Genomic DNA, 14,338 nt, shown 5'->3' with positions numbered 1-14,338 from the left:
CTATTTTACGCGTTGAGCATCATCGGCATCAGGAGCATGAGCGTCGAGCTGGTCTGCTTGTCGTCATAGACCGGCTTGAAGACGCCCGCACGCGTCGAATCGGCCAGTTCGACGACCACCGTCGGCGTGTCCATGTTCGAGAGGATCTCGACCAGGAAGGTCGATTTGAAGCCGATTTCGATCGGCTGTCCGTCGTAGCTGCACGATATGGTCTCGTTGGCCGACACCGAGAAGTCGATGTCCTGCGCCGCGAGGTTGATGCGGTTGTCGGCGATCTCCATGCGGATCAGGTTCGTCGTGGGATTCGAGCAGACGGCCACGCGCTTGATGCCGTTCACCAGCTCGATACGGTCCACCAGCACCTTGTTGGGGTTGCCCGTCGGAATCACGGCGTTGTAGTTCGGGTAACTGCCTTCGATCAGGCGACACACGAGCGTATGGCTCTTGAGGCTGAACATGGCGTTCTTCGAATCGAAGGCCACGGCGATGGCGCCCTCCTCCTTGAGCAGCACCGACTTGAGCAGGTTGGCCGGCTTCTTGGGCAGGATGAACGACGAGGAGACCTCGTTCCGCGTCTCGGACTCGTACTTCACGAGCTTGTGCGCGTCGGTTCCCACGAACGTCAGCGACTCGGGTTGCAGGTTGATGTAGATGCCGTTCATCACGGGGCGCAGTTCGTCGTCGGCCGTGGCGAAGATGGTCTTGTTGATACCGTTCACCAGCGTATCGACGTCGAGCTCGATCTCCTTCTTTTCGGCGCTCAACTGCGGCACGGCGGGATAGCTCACGGCCGACGCGCCGGGAATCGAGAGCGAACCGCTCTTCCAGTTGATGCGGATCTCCCAGTTCTTGTCATTGACGTCGATTTCGAGCGGCAGTTCGGGGAACTCCTTGAGCGAATCGAGCATCAGCTTGGCCGGTGCGGCGATCGTGCCTTCGGTCTCGACGCTGTCCACCTCGATCGACCCCACGAGCGTCGTCTCGAGATCCGACGTGGTGACCTTCAGCGTCGTGCCGCTGAGTTCCATGAGGAAGTAGTCCAGGATCGGAAGCGTGTTTTTATTGCTGATGACCTTGCCGGTCGTAGCCAGAAGCGAAAGAAGCGCCGAGCTTGATACGGAAAATTTCATAGTGTTTCTCTTGTGTTTTATGATCTATCTATCGGTTTTACTTTTTTTCATCCATTCAGTCCAGTTCCGCAAGCCGGTCGAGCGCCGTGGCGATCATCCGCCGGACGAACGGCTTGTAATCGGTGCAGGCGTCCAGCGCCACGCGCTGGGCGATGATCGTGCAGATCGTGGCGGCGCGGTGACCCATCAGGGCGGCCAGCCCCGCGAGCGCCGAGCCCTCCATCTCGAAGTTGGTGATGCGGCGGCCGCCGTATTCGAACGACTCGATCTTCTCATTGAGGTGCGCATCCAGCGGTTCGAGCCGCACCCAGCGCCCCTGCGGGGCGTAGAATCCCGGGGCAGCGACCGTGATGCCCTCGCGCGTGCAGTCGCGGAAATGCTCGAACAGCGTGCGGTCGGCGTCAATGAAATAGGGTTTGGGCAGCAGTTCGTTCCAGCCCGTGTGCTCCATGAAGGCCCGTTCGATGTCCAAGTCGCAGACCTCGTTGCGGCCCTTGTAGTAGTTCAGCAGGCCGTCGAAACCCACCGACGTGCGCGAGAAGACCATCTCCCCTACCCGGATGTCGGGCTGAATGGCTCCCGACGTCCCCAGCCGCACGAGAGTCAGACGGCGTTTTTCGCGCCTCTCCTGCCGCGTGGCGAAATCGACGTTGGCCAGCGCGTCCAGTTCCGTCACGGAGATGTCGATGTTCCCTATGCCGATGCCCGTCGAGAGGACCGTCATGCGTTTGCCCCGGTAGAAACCCGTCACGGTGCGGAACTCGCGGTTCGAAACCTCGCACTCCCGACTGTCGAAATATTCGGCCACGAGCGCCACGCGGCCCGGGTCCCCCACCAGGATCACCGTGTCGGCCAACTGTCCGGGACGCAGATGCAGGTGGAATATCGAACCGTCGTCGTTGATAATCAATTCGGAAGCGGGGATCGTCCTCATAATTGTCGTTTTTTAATTTTCATAATTGGCATAAAAGTAATATATTTACCTCGAATATCAAAATTTTTTCTTATTTATAGGTATCAATTTTTTGCCGTATAAACTTTCTGGAACATGACACTCATCAAGTCCATTTCGGGCATCCGGGGTACGATCGGAGGCCCTTCGGGCGAGAATCTGACGCCGCCCGACGTCGTGAAGTTCACCACGGCCTACGTACGCCTGATCGCTCCCCGTACGCAGGGACGCCGCCCCCGCATCGTCGTGGGGCGCGACGCACGCATTTCGGGACGGCTGGTCGCCGATCTGGTCGAGGGTACGCTGCTGGCCTCGGGCGCCGACGTCATCGACGTGGGGCTGTGCACCACGCCCGGCACGGAGATGGCCGTCATTACGAAGCATACCGACGGCGGCATCATCATCACCGCGTCGCACAATCCCCGCCAGTGGAACGCCCTGAAACTGCTCAACGCCGACGGAGAATTTCTCTCCGCGGCCGAAGGGCAGGAGGTGCTGGCACTCTCCGAAGAGGAGGGGTTCGACTACCCCGCAATCGACGGCATCGGCCGCGTCGAGGAGCGCACGGATTACAACGACGAGCATATCCGTCGTGTGCTGGAGTTGCCGCTGGTGGACGTCGAGGCCGTGCGGCGGCGGCATTACAAGGTCGTCGTCGATGCGGTGAACTCGGTGGGCGGCGTGGTGATGCCCCACCTGCTGCGCGAGCTGGGCTGCGACGTCGTGGAGCTGAACTGCGCCCCGACGGGCGAATTCGCCCACAACCCCGAGCCGCTGGCGGAGAACCTCCGCGAAATTTCGGCCGCCGTGGTGCGCGAGAAGGCCGATTTGGGCGTAGTGGTCGATCCCGACGTGGACCGGCTGGCCTTCATTTCGGAGGACGGCACGATGTTCGGCGAGGAGTACACGCTGGTCTCCGTCGCCGACTATGTGCTGTCGGAACGGCCGGGCAACACGGTCTCGAACCTCTCCTCGACGCGTGCGCTGCGCGACGTGACCCGGCAGCACGGAGGCCGCTACTATGCCTCGGCCGTGGGCGAAGTGAACGTCACGACGAAGATGAAGGAGGTCGGAGCCGTGATCGGCGGCGAAGGGAACGGCGGGGTGATCTATCCCGAACTGCACTACGGCCGCGACGCGCTGGTGGGAACGGCACTCTTTTTGACGTGGCTCACCCGGCGGGGCATGACGATGACGCAACTGCGCGCGACCTATCCGGCCTACTTCGCCTCGAAGAACAAAATCGAGCTGACTCCGGAGATCGACGTGGATAAAGCGTTGCAGGAGGTAAAGGCCCGTTATGCGAATGAAAACGTGAACGATATCGACGGTGTGAAGATCGACTTCGAGACGAGCTGGGTACACCTGCGCAAGTCGAATACCGAGCCGATCATCCGCATCTACACCGAAGCCCGTTCGACCGAAGAGGCCGATGCGTTGGCGCAGCGGTTCATCGCCGAGCTCCGGGAAATATGCAAATAACACTTTGTAAGACAATGAAAAACAGAAAAGTAATGATTCTGGCCGCTGCGGCCGTAGCGTTGGCTTCGTGCGGCGGGAATGCGCCGCGCCGGAGCGCGCAGCAGGAGACCGGGGCTTTCAAGCCGGACATCCACAACGCCGAGACGTCGCTCGATTACCGGGGAACGTACCGGGGCGTGCTGCCGGCCGCTGACTGTCCGGGAATCGAGACGACGCTGACGCTCAAACCCGACGGAACCTACTCGCTGCACGAGGAGTACCTCGAGCGCAACGCGCGTTTCGACGCGGAGGGAGCCTACACCCTGCACGGCAACCTGCTGACGCTCGAAGGGAGCGACACGACCTGGTACAAGGTCGAGGAGAACCGGCTGCGCCGGCTGACGACCGACCGCAAGGAGGTCGAAGGACCGCTGGCCGAACATTACGTACTGCGAAAAACCGCCGAATGAGATGGATAAAGCGAAAGTTTATATCGAAGCGAACAAGGAGCGTTTCCTGAACGAGTTGTTCGACCTGATCCGCATCCCGTCGGTCAGTGCCGAAGCGGGCCGCAAACCCGACATGCGGCGCTGCGCGGAGTACCTCGCCGCAGCGCTCGCCGAGGCCGGGGCCGACCGGGCCGAGGTGATGCCCACGGAGGGCAATCCGGTGGTGTATGCCGAGAAAATCGTTTCGCCGAAAGCCCGGACGGTACTCATCTACGGCCACTACGATGTCATGCCGGTCGATCCGCGCGGAGAGTGGCGTTCCGACCCGTTCGAACCGGTCGTGCGCGACGGCCGCATCTGGGGCCGCGGCGCGGACGACGACAAGGGGCAGTTGTGGATGCACGCCAAGGCGTTCGAGGCGATGTGTGCCACGGGGACGCTTCCGTGCAACGTGAAGTTCATGCTCGAAGGCGAAGAGGAGATCGGTTCGCCGAGTCTCTACGGATTCTGCCGGCAGTACAAAAAGTTGCTCAAGGCCGACGTGATCCTCGTCTCGGACACCTCGATGCTCTCGATGCAGACCCCGTCGATCACCTGCGGCCTGCGCGGCCTGGCCTACATGGAGGTCGAGGTGGAGGGGCCGAACAAGGACCTCCATTCGGGGCTGTTCGGCGGTGCGGTGGCCAACCCGGCCAACGTGCTGGCGCGTCTGGTGGCGCAACTGACCGACGCCGAGGGGCGCGTGACGATCCCCGGATTCTACGACGACGTACGGGAACTTACTCCCGCCGAAAGGAGGGCCTTCAACCGGGCTCCGTTCAGCCTCGCGGCGTACAAGAAGTCGCTCGCGATCGGCGACGTGGAGGGCGAGGCGGGCTACACGACGCTCGAACGCACCGGTGTGCGTCCCTCGCTCGACGTAAACGGCATCTGGGGCGGCTACACGGGCGAAGGGACCAAGACGGTGATTCCGTCGAAGGCGTCGGCCAAGATTTCGATGCGGCTGGTTCCGCATCAGGACTACCGGAAGATTTCGAAACTTTTCGAGCGCCACTTCCGGCGCATCGCCCCCCGGAGCGTGAAGGTCACCGTGAAGGCGCTGCACGGCGGAATGCCTTACGTCGCTCCGACCGACATGCCGGCCTACAAGGCGGCCGAGAAGGCCGTCGAGGCGACTTTCGGGCGGAAGCCCCTGCCCTTCTACTCGGGCGGGTCCATTCCGATCATCAGCGGTTTCGAGTCGATTCTGGGCATCAAGTCGCTGCTTCTGGGCTTCGGACTGGCCGAGGACGCGATCCACTCGCCGAACGAGAGTTTCGGACTGGAGCAGTTCGACAGGGGTCTGGAGACCATTCCGCTGTTCTACAAATATTTCGCCGAGGCGAAGTGACCGCCGGAGGCGGTACGGAAAGCGGCGGCCGGAGGAAACTCTCCGGCCGCCGCTTCGTCATGTCCGCACCGGTCGCGGATCACCGCAGCAACGGAAGTTCGCGCAGCATGTTGCGGATGCGGACGGCCGTGCGGGGCATCGGCTCAGCGACGGTCAGGGCCACCAGCTCCTTCGTCGCAGCGATGTCGCCGATCACGCGCACGACTTCCGCGGTCTTCATGCCGCCGGGAACCACGCCCACCGCGGCGACGATCTCGGCAGGGTCGAGCACGTCCATATCGAAATGCACGGCGACCCGCGAAGCACCGCACGAATGCAGCCACTCCCGGACGGCTCCGCTGTCCGCGGCCACGTCGGCGGGCGTGAGGTGGCGGATGCCGTACTGCCGCCGGCGTGCCTCGATCTCGGGACGCTCCCAGTCGCGCACGCCGACCAGCAGCACCCGCGAAGGGTCGATGTGCGCGGGAAGCGCGGAGACGATCCGCGCGTCGCCCCGCCCCATGCAGGCGGTGAGCGCCATGGCATGAAAACCCGCATAGGCGTCCCCGGGCAGGGTGATGTCGGGATGCGCGTCGATCCACACCACGGCCATGTCGTCCGCATAGCGCCGGGCGAGGTAGGTGAAGGGCGCGACGCTGACCGAGCATTCGCCGCCCAGCGTGACCACCCGGTCGGGGCGTTCGCGCTCTAGCAACTCCAGCGCGGCCTGCATCTGGCAGAGGATCGCATCCCGGTCGAGCACGCCATCGACCGCCTCGCGCGCGCCGGGAGCGGTCGTCACGGGAACGGTGAAGGTCGCCTGTCCGTTGCGGGGAGCGAGGAAATCGAGCAGCAGCGCCCCGAGGTAGTAGCCCCGCGCCGCGTCGTCGGGCGTCAGTTCCGGAATCCACCGGGCGATGTCGCCGCCCTGCCATTGGGGATAGATCAAACGGATCGTTTTCATTGACGGTATCCTTTTCGGAATGTTTCGGACGGCTGCCGTTTTTTTCCGGGAACATAGTGTCCGTAGTTGGCGTCGAGGTAGTCGTCGATCGCAAAGGCCGCGGGCCGTTCGGGGGCGTCGGGCGGCACGATACGGGTCTCGAAGCGCCGTCGCTCGCCGCCGAAAACGAAACGGTCGAGGAAGGCGTCGATCTCGGCGAAATGTTCGCGCATCGGCCGCCAGGCCATCGAATGGTCGGCGCCGGCCTCGGAGACGAACCAGTACGGCACGCCGCGCTGCGCGAGGTCGCGGGCGACGGCGGCCGAGCCGAACAGCACGCCGCCGCCGGGGACCGGAACGGTGTCGTAGGGCACATTCCGGTCGGCGTCGCCGTGGAAGAGCAGCAGCGGCGCGGGAGGCGTCGTCCACCGCAGTTCGCCCGACGGATCGTACACGGCTCCGGCATAAGCGATTACCCCGGCATACCGGAACCCTTCCGGGAGGTGCCGTACAAAGACGAAATCTCCGTTGCAGAGGGCGTATTCGGCCATCAGGACCGTCATGGCCCCGGCACTCGAACCGCTCGTGAGGATCCGCTGAGGGTCCACACCCCACTCCGCGGCACGGCGGCAGACGAACGCCGTGGCGTCGCGGAGGTCCTCGGTGGCCATCGCAAGCGTCGAAGCGAGCACTCCGGGGAAGCGTTCGCCGTCGATCGGGCCGGCATCCAGCGCCCGCTTCATCCCCAGCCGGTAGTCGATCGACACGACGTCGCACCCCCGCGCGGTGAAGTGGCGGAAATAGGGAAGGAACCGGCGGTTGTCGCGCGTACCGGTCAGGAAACCGCCCCCGAAGAGGAAAATCATGCAAGGGCGCGGCCCTGCGGCGGACGAAAGGGCCGGATAGCGGTCCAGTCGCAGCGAGTCGCCGTCCCGGACGGCGTAAACGAAAGTCTCCCGGTCGGGACCGTGCTCCGCACGTCCGGCCGGCTGCGCGCCCGCCGCAGCGAAAGCGGCCAGCGCGGCGAAAAGCAACAGCACGCGTCTCATCCCCCCATCTCCTCGTAGGCGTACTGCACGGCGCGGTTCAGGATCGCGACGAAAGGCTGCGTGCGGCGGAACTCCGCGAGGGTCCGCTCCAGCAGGTCATCCGCGAGCAGGAACTCCTCGGTGACGGGCTTTTCGAGGTAGAAATCCTTCAGTTTCAGCATGTCGGACCACTCGCTGTCGGCCGGAAATCCCGTGGGAACCCGTTTGAGGCTGTTGGCCCGGCAGAGCCGGAAGCCGCGGGCACGCCCGATGGCCGCGGCGATCGCGGCCCCGTTGTCGAGAATCTCCTCGCGCACCGAGCGCAGCACCGTCGGTTCGGGGCAGTACAGTCCCGCCGAGAGCATGTTGCACCACACCAGCGAATCGGCGCAGGGTTCGATATGGAAATAATACCCCGCGAAGCCCGACTTCTTGCCTTTCGGGGCGATGTAGGCCCCGATATAGGTCTTGTAGGGCGACTTGTCGGGCGAAAAGCGCGTGTCGCGGGCGATGCGGTAGGTACAGTCCTGCACGCGCACGCCCCGCACCGAAGGGTCGAACGAGGACACGCCCTCGATCAACCGTTCGGTGAAGGCGCCGAACAGCCCCTTGACACGGGTCCATTCGGCGCGGTGGGCGTCGAACCACTCGCGGTCGTTGTTGTCGTGCAAGCGCCGGAGGAAGTCGATTACCTCTTTCATATTACCATGCGAAGAGCGGATAGTCGGCCATCAGGGCGTTCACGTCGCCGCGCACGGCGTCGATCGTCCGCTCGTTCTCGGGGTCGCACAGCACGCGGTCGATCAGCCCGACGATGCAGTCCATCCGGTCCTCCTTCAGGCCGCGGGTCGTGATGGCCGGCGTGCCGAAGCGCAGACCCGAGGTCTGGAACGGCGAACGGCTGTCAAAGGGAACCATGTTCTTGTTGGTGGTGATGTCGGCCGCCACGAGGCTCTTTTCGGCCTGCTTGCCCGTCAGGTCGGGGAACTTCGTGCGCAGATCGACCAGCATCAGGTGGTTGTCCGTGCCGCCCGAGACGATCTTGTAGCCGCGGCGGACGAACGCCTCGGCCATCGCCGCGGCATTGCACTGCACCTGCCGCTGGTATTCCTTGTATTCGGGTTCGAGCGCCTCGCCGAAAGCCACGGCCTTGGCGGCGATGACATGCTCGAGCGGACCGCCCTGGATGCCCGGGAAGACGGCCGAATTGAGAATCTGCGACATCATCTTCACGGCACCCTTCAGCGTCGTGAGCCCCCACGGATTCTCGAAATCTTTGCCCATGAGGATAATGCCGCCGCGCGGCCCGCGCAAGGTCTTGTGGGTCGTCGAGGTGACGACATGGGCGTATTTCACGGGATTGTCGAGCAGTCCGGCGGCAATGAGGCCCGCCGTGTGGGCCATGTCTATCAGCAGCAGCGCCCCGACCTTGTCGGCGATCTCGCGCATGCGCTTGTAGTCCCACTCGCGCGAGTAGGCCGACGCACCGCCGACGATCAGCTTCGGGCGGCACTCTTCGGCCAGACGCTCCATGGCGTCGTAGTCGATACGCCCGGTAGCCTCGTCGAGCTTATAGCCCACGGCCTTGAAATACTTGCCCGACATATTGACCGGCGAACCGTGCGAGAGGTGGCCGCCGTGCGACAGGTCGAGACCCATGAAGGTGTCGCCGGGCTGCAGGCAGGCGAAGAAAACGGCCATGTTGGCCTGTGCGCCCGAGTGGGGCTGGACATTGGCCCATTCGGCGCCGTAAATCCGGCAGATGCGTTCGATGGCCAGGTTCTCCACCTGGTCCACCACCTGGCAGCCGCCGTAATAACGCGCTGCGGGATAGCCCTCGGCGTACTTGTTCGTAAGCACCGAGCCCATGGCCTCCATCACCTGATCGCTGACGAAGTTCTCCGAGGCGATCAGTTCGATACCGTGCATCTGACGGCTGCGCTCGGCGGCGATCAGATCGAAAATCCGGGTGTCTTTTTTCATAGCTGAATATGTGGTGAGATTTCGTTTACGAAGTGTAAAGATAGTAATATTCGGCGAAAAAAAGCCGGTACGGAGACGATTGCGGGCAAAATAGGTAAAATTTATTCCGGCCGCCGCCCGATGTCGCGGACCGTTCCCGGACGATTTCGCCGTGTCCCGGAGCTATGCCGCCGCTTCGGACGGAGCCGCGCGGGGTTTCCAGGGCATGTCGCCGACGAGGTACGGAAAGGCCCGCGCCGCGGAACTGCGGCGCGGGGGCGGACCGCCGAAATCCGGGTCAGCGGTCCGTTTCCGCCTCGCCGATCCTGCGGATGAACCGCGCGGGGTTGCCGCCCACCACCGTAAGCGGCGGCACGTCGTGCGTGACCACGCTGTTCGCACCGACGATCGCCCCGTAACCGACGGTCACGCCGGGCAGGACGGTGGAATTGATGCCGATCCACGCCTTGTCCTCGATGACGATGGGGCGGCCGTAAGTCGCACTGCGGTTGCCGGGATCGGGGTCGTGGTTGATGGTGACGAGGTTCACCTTCGGGGCGATGAACACGTCGTCGCCCAGCGTGATCCCGCCGCGGTCGAAGAACGTGCATCCCTGCTGGATCCAGCAGCGTTTGCCGATCCGGATGTTCTTCCCGAAGTCCACGTAGAACGGCGGCAGCAGCGTCACCGATTCGTCGATTTCCCGTCCGGTGATGCGCGAGAGGTAGCGGCGCGCCTCGTCCGGCGTCCGGAAGCCGTCGTTCAGCTCGTAAGCGAGCTTCATCGTCTCGAAGATGGAGGCGATCAGCCGGTCGTAACCCGGCTCGTCGGGCGAAACCATCGCGCCCGAGCGGTCTTTCTCGAAAATGTCGTTCATAGCATCGTTCGTTTGTCCGTCCGCAAAGATAGCGCGCCGCCGCGGAGCCGCGGATACCCCGATTACGGTTGTTTGTATCCCGTTTCCGGATTTTCGGCGGCGCCCCGGAACTGCCGGCACCGGGGCGGATTTTCCTCCGGCGGAGCGACATTCCGAAAACGGAGCGGCGCAAACTGCGTTTTTTTCGCGGTTATTCCGCGGATTATTCGTAACTTTGTTCGTCGAACGGAAAGACCGAAAATCGGAACACAACATCTAATATATTGACAACTATGAAATTACTCGAAGGGAAAGTCGCTGTCGTAACGGGCGCGGCCCGCGGCATCGGCAAAGCCATCGCACTGGAATTCGCCAAGGAGGGCGCCGACGTGGCATTCACGGACCTTACGATCGACGAGAACGGCAAGGCCACCGAAGCCGAGATCGCGGCGCTGGGCGTCAGGGCCAAAGGATACGCCTCGAACGCGGCGAATTTCGAAGAGACGCACAAGGTCGTCGAAGAGATCGTCAGGGAGTTCGGCCGGATCGACATCCTGGTGAACAACGCCGGCATCACGAAGGACGGTCTGATGATGCGCATGACCGAGGCGCAGTGGGACGCCGTGCTGACGGTGAACCTCAAGTCGGCCTTCAACTTCATCCACGCCACGGTGCCCGTCATGGCGCGCCAGAAGAGCGGGTCGATCATCAACATGTCGTCCGTGGTGGGCGTCAGCGGCAACGCCGGGCAGTGCAACTACTCGGCCTCGAAGGCCGGCATGATCGGTCTGGCGAAGTCGATCGCCAAGGAGATGGGTCCGCGCGGCATCCGCGCCAACTGCATCGCCCCGGGCTTCATCATCACCGACATGACCAACCAGCTCTCGGACGAGATCAAGGAGGCATGGTGCAAGCAGATTCCGCTGCGCCGCGGCGGCACGCCCGAGGACGTGGCGAAGGTGGCGCTGTTCCTCGCCTCGGACCTCTCGTCGTATGTCAGCGGACAGGTGATCCACTGCTGCGGCGCGATGAACTGCTAAGGCATCCGCCGCCGTACAGTCTTCCGGACGGGAACCCCCGCGGAGAGGAAGAAAGAGGGCGAAACGCCCTCCGGCCGGCCGCCGAAAACGGATTATCACCCCTGCCGGAATTCACTCCGGCAGGGGTGATCCGTAAAAAGCGGAAGCTGGCATCCGTTCCTGAACCCGCCGTGTCCGTGTGCGGTCCGCCGGGCTCCTTCCGGAAACGGACGGACCGGGATCCGGCAAAACGCAGGCGCGACGCGGCATCCGATCCGCTCTCCGGAAACAGCGGAGCCGCCGCCCCGGAACAGGTGTGCCGATTTTTCGTATCTTTGCAGCCATGAAACACCTCGTAAACCCCGACACGTGGGAGCGGCGCGACAACTACGCCTTCTTCCGCGATTTTCTCAACCCCTGGTTTTCGGTCACGACCGAAATCGACTGCACGGAGGCCTACGCCGCTGCGAAAACCTCGGGACGCTCGTTCTTTCTCCACTACCTCTGGGCCGTCCTGTGCGGCGTGAACGAAGTGCGCGAGCTGCGCTTCCGCACGACGGCGAGGGGCGAAGTGGCATGGTACGACACGGTGGACGTCATCACGCCGATCGCCGTGCCGGGACGCACGTTCCACACCGTCCGTATCCCCTACCGCGCGGATTTCGAGCCCTTCTACGCCGAAGCCCGCGCCATCGTGACGGACATTCCGGCGGACGGCGACCCCTACGGCGAGGAGAAGCGCCTGCAGGCGCAGGGCGACTACGACGTCTTCCTGCTGAGCGCGACGCCGAAGCTCCGGTTCACGGCCATCACCTATGCGCAGGAGTCCCCGGGATGCCCGACGCAGTATCCGCTGATGAATGCCGGAAAGGCCGTGCGGCGCGACGGACGGCTCGTGATGCCGCTGTCGATGTTCGTGAACCACGCCTTCGCCGACGGAGAGCATATCGGCCGGTTCGTCGAGGCGACGGAAGCGGCGCTCGCACGGTTCGGCCGCTGATCCGCATGTCGGGCGGAGTTTTGCGGGCCGATTGCGGCGGGTAGCATCTTTTTTGTATATTTGCTCCGATGAAACGACTGACGATTACCCTCGTAGCGGCCGCGGCCGCAGTGCATGCCTTCGCTCAGGAGGCGATGTTCCCCACACCCGACGCCAAGACGCTGGGCATGGGCGGTGTGGCGATGACCACGCTCTCGGGGTCGCACGCCCTGTACGGAAACTCCGCGACGGCAGCCTTCTCGCTGATGCCGTCTCAAATCTCCTCCTCCTATTACGGACAGGACGAATCCGACTATTACGCCGTCTCGGGTTATTGGCGGTTCGACACCTTCAACCTCGCGCAGATCGGCTGGCGGCAGTGCCTCCGGGAACGGGGCAACAACGACATGGCGGTCGATCTGGGCTATTCGCGCCGCATCGACGACCGCTGGGCCGTAGGCGTCGTGGCCCGTTACATGCACCTCAAGCGTCCGGGCGACGTCACGGCCGACGCATTGGCGGCGGACCTGAACGCAGCGTGGATGGCGCCCGTGGAGATCGGCAGCTTCTCGACCGTACGCGCGGGAGCGAAGATAGCGAACCTGGGCGGCTGGTTCGGCGGCGGGGACCGCTCGCTGCCGATGAGTTTCACGGCCGGAGCGGCGCTCGACACGTTCCTCACCGACGCCCACGAGATCACCGTCGGCGCGGACCTGGGCTACCGCTTCTCGCCCGGCGCGATGCGGGGCTTCATGCTCTCCGCCGGCGCCGAATACAATCTCATGCAGCTCGTGCAGCTACGCGCGGGATACCACTACGGCGAGCTGCGGGGCGACGATCCCAGCTATGCGTCCGTCGGTGCAGGATTCCGTTTCCTGCACCTGCGGCTCGACTTCGCCTACCTGTTCACGGCGAAACACACGCCCGACATATACAGCATCAGTTTCGGATTCGATTTCTGATCCTCCGGCGCTCTTCTTTCGGGACGACCGCCGAAGAACCGGCGGGGACCTATCGGGCGGAAATGCGTTCCAGCAGCCCTCGGCAACCGTCCTCCAGCAGATCGAGCACCAGTTCGAACCCCTCCCGGCCTTCGTAATAGGGATCGGGGACATGGGTGCGGCCGGGATGTTGGCGGCAGAATTCCGTCATGCGGAAAATCCGCTGCGCAGCCTCCCGCGAAGGCGCCAGCCGGTACAGCGCCTCGTAGTTCATGTCGTCCATGGCCACGATCATGTCGAACCGGTCGAAATCCTCCTCGCGGACCTGTCGGGCCCGGTGGCGGAGGTCGTACCCGCGCAGCGAGGCCGCACGGCGCATCCGAGGATCGGGCAGGTCGCCTGCATGGCCGCCGTAAGTTCCTGCCGAGTCGATTTCGACAAGGTCGGACAAACCGCTGTCCGACACCATTCTACGCAGTATGCCATCGGCCGCCGGGGAGCGGCAGATATTGCCCAGGCACACGAAGAGCACGCTTGTTTTCGGTTTCATGACGGCAAAGATAACGCAAAGCGGGCGGAACGCCAAATTCAACCCTGCCGCGCCTTTCGGTGCAGAAATGCAAACGTTCGGAACAATAAAAACACGCCCGGGCTTCCCGTGTTCGGAGATTTTTTTCTACCTTTGCGATGATTATTTTCGTTTGAAACCAATTGTTCAGGATGTTATGAAAATACGGACGATCATGATGCTGGCGGCCGTAGCCCTCGCCGCCCCGACGGTCCGGGCACAGGAACTTCCCCGCAAGGTGGAGAACGTCGAGGTGCTCGACCTCGACGGCGAACCGGCACGCCTGCCCCATTTCGGAGAGAAACACCTTATGATATTCTACGTGGATCCGGACCGTCACAAGCAGAACGAGGATTTCACCGTCGAGCTGGAGCAGAACCACCGCGCCGAGAGCGACAATATCTACGGTTTCGGGGTGATGAACCTCAAGGACGCCCCGATGGTCCCCAACGGCATGGCCCGCAACATGGCCCGCAAGCGCACGGCCAAGAACGGCGCGACGGTGCTGGCCGACCAGGACCGCATTCTGAGCACGGCCTGGGGGCTGGGCGACTGTAACAACAAGTTCGTGCTGATGTTCGTCACCAAGGAGGGCGAGTTGGTTTTTCTGCGTAAGGGAGAGCTGACGGAGGCCGACAAGGAAGCCTTCTACGAGGTGCTCGACCAGTACCGGTAGAGTGC

Annotated in this window: 15 protein-coding genes; 7 read left to right on the top strand and 8 right to left on the bottom strand. The window is 63.4% G+C overall.

The window, feature by feature from the left end:
• Window positions 1-5: 5 nt before the first annotated feature.
• Together dnaN and FME97_RS11245 are read right to left on the bottom strand one after the other, a co-directional pair.
• Entirely contained in the window at window positions 6-1,130 is a 1,125-nt protein-coding gene (dnaN, locus tag FME97_RS11250) for a DNA polymerase III subunit beta (protein ID WP_141429714.1), read from the bottom strand.
• Window positions 1,131-1,185: 55 nt separating this feature from the next.
• The gene (locus tag FME97_RS11245; protein ID WP_141429713.1) at window positions 1,186-2,064 is read right to left on the bottom strand and encodes a nucleoside phosphorylase; all 879 of its coding nucleotides are present in this window, start codon (window positions 2,062-2,064) and stop codon (window positions 1,186-1,188) included.
• Between the two features lie 114 nt (window positions 2,065-2,178).
• On the opposite strand from FME97_RS11245, the gene glmM reads away from it, so the two are divergent.
• From glmM to FME97_RS11230, 3 genes are read left to right on the top strand one after another with little or no spacing between them, the layout of a single operon-like run.
• Entirely contained in the window at window positions 2,179-3,564 is a 1,386-nt protein-coding gene (glmM, locus tag FME97_RS11240; RefSeq protein WP_141429712.1) for a phosphoglucosamine mutase, read from the top strand.
• A 14-nt stretch (window positions 3,565-3,578) separates the two neighbouring features.
• Entirely contained in the window at window positions 3,579-4,013 is a 435-nt protein-coding gene (locus tag FME97_RS11235; RefSeq protein ID WP_141429711.1) for a copper resistance protein NlpE, read from the top strand.
• 1 nt (window position 4,014) lies between these two features.
• A complete protein-coding gene (locus tag FME97_RS11230; protein ID WP_141429710.1) occupies window positions 4,015-5,382 on the top strand; it encodes a dipeptidase in 1,368 nt (455 codons plus the stop codon).
• Window positions 5,383-5,461: 79 nt separating this feature from the next.
• On the opposite strand, the gene FME97_RS11225 is transcribed toward FME97_RS11230, so the two are convergent.
• From FME97_RS11225 to FME97_RS11205, 5 genes are all read right to left on the bottom strand, one after another.
• On the bottom strand, window positions 5,462-6,325 hold the full coding sequence (locus FME97_RS11225) for an arginase family protein (protein ID WP_141429709.1): 864 nt from the start codon (window positions 6,323-6,325) through the stop codon (window positions 5,462-5,464).
• A complete protein-coding gene (locus FME97_RS11220; protein ID WP_141429708.1) occupies window positions 6,322-7,353 on the bottom strand; it encodes an alpha/beta hydrolase in 1,032 nt (343 codons plus the stop codon). Before FME97_RS11220 ends, FME97_RS11225 begins: the two co-directional genes overlap by 4 nt.
• On the bottom strand, window positions 7,350-8,033 hold the full coding sequence (locus tag FME97_RS11215; protein WP_141429707.1) for a DUF2461 domain-containing protein: 684 nt from the start codon (window positions 8,031-8,033) through the stop codon (window positions 7,350-7,352). The genes FME97_RS11220 and FME97_RS11215 overlap by 4 nt, the downstream gene beginning before the upstream one ends.
• A gap of 1 nt (window position 8,034) precedes the next feature.
• Window positions 8,035-9,315, bottom strand: a complete 1,281-nt coding sequence (glyA, locus tag FME97_RS11210) for a serine hydroxymethyltransferase (protein WP_141429706.1) — start codon at window positions 9,313-9,315, stop codon at window positions 8,035-8,037.
• A 277-nt stretch (window positions 9,316-9,592) separates the two neighbouring features.
• A complete protein-coding gene (locus FME97_RS11205; protein WP_141429705.1) occupies window positions 9,593-10,171 on the bottom strand; it encodes a DapH/DapD/GlmU-related protein in 579 nt (192 codons plus the stop codon).
• Between the two features lie 272 nt (window positions 10,172-10,443).
• Between FME97_RS11205 and fabG the strand changes: the two genes are divergently transcribed.
• From fabG to FME97_RS11190, 3 genes are all read left to right on the top strand, one after another.
• On the top strand, window positions 10,444-11,190 hold the full coding sequence (gene fabG, locus FME97_RS11200; protein ID WP_141429704.1) for a 3-oxoacyl-[acyl-carrier-protein] reductase: 747 nt from the start codon (window positions 10,444-10,446) through the stop codon (window positions 11,188-11,190).
• Window positions 11,191-11,512: 322 nt separating this feature from the next.
• Window positions 11,513-12,169 (top strand): CatA-like O-acetyltransferase, encoded by a 657-nt coding sequence (locus FME97_RS11195; protein ID WP_141429703.1) that lies wholly within the window; start codon window positions 11,513-11,515, stop codon window positions 12,167-12,169.
• Between the two features lie 68 nt (window positions 12,170-12,237).
• Window positions 12,238-13,110: a PorV/PorQ family protein gene (locus FME97_RS11190; protein WP_141429702.1), complete on the top strand. Its 873-nt coding sequence runs from the start codon at window positions 12,238-12,240 to the stop codon at window positions 13,108-13,110.
• Window positions 13,111-13,159: 49 nt separating this feature from the next.
• Here FME97_RS11190 and FME97_RS11185 read toward each other — a convergent pair whose 3' ends face one another.
• The gene (locus FME97_RS11185) at window positions 13,160-13,639 is read right to left on the bottom strand and encodes a low molecular weight protein-tyrosine-phosphatase (RefSeq protein ID WP_141429701.1); all 480 of its coding nucleotides are present in this window, start codon (window positions 13,637-13,639) and stop codon (window positions 13,160-13,162) included.
• Window positions 13,640-13,814: 175 nt separating this feature from the next.
• On the opposite strand from FME97_RS11185, the gene FME97_RS11180 reads away from it, so the two are divergent.
• A complete protein-coding gene (locus FME97_RS11180) occupies window positions 13,815-14,333 on the top strand; it encodes a hypothetical protein (protein WP_141429700.1) in 519 nt (172 codons plus the stop codon).
• Window positions 14,334-14,338 lie beyond the last annotated feature (5 nt).

This window comes from Alistipes dispar (genome assembly GCF_006542685.1).
Lineage (GTDB): Bacteria > Bacteroidota > Bacteroidia > Bacteroidales > Rikenellaceae > Alistipes > Alistipes dispar.
Note: the sequence above shows the minus strand (reverse complement) of the source record. Positions and strands in the feature narration are given on the sequence as shown.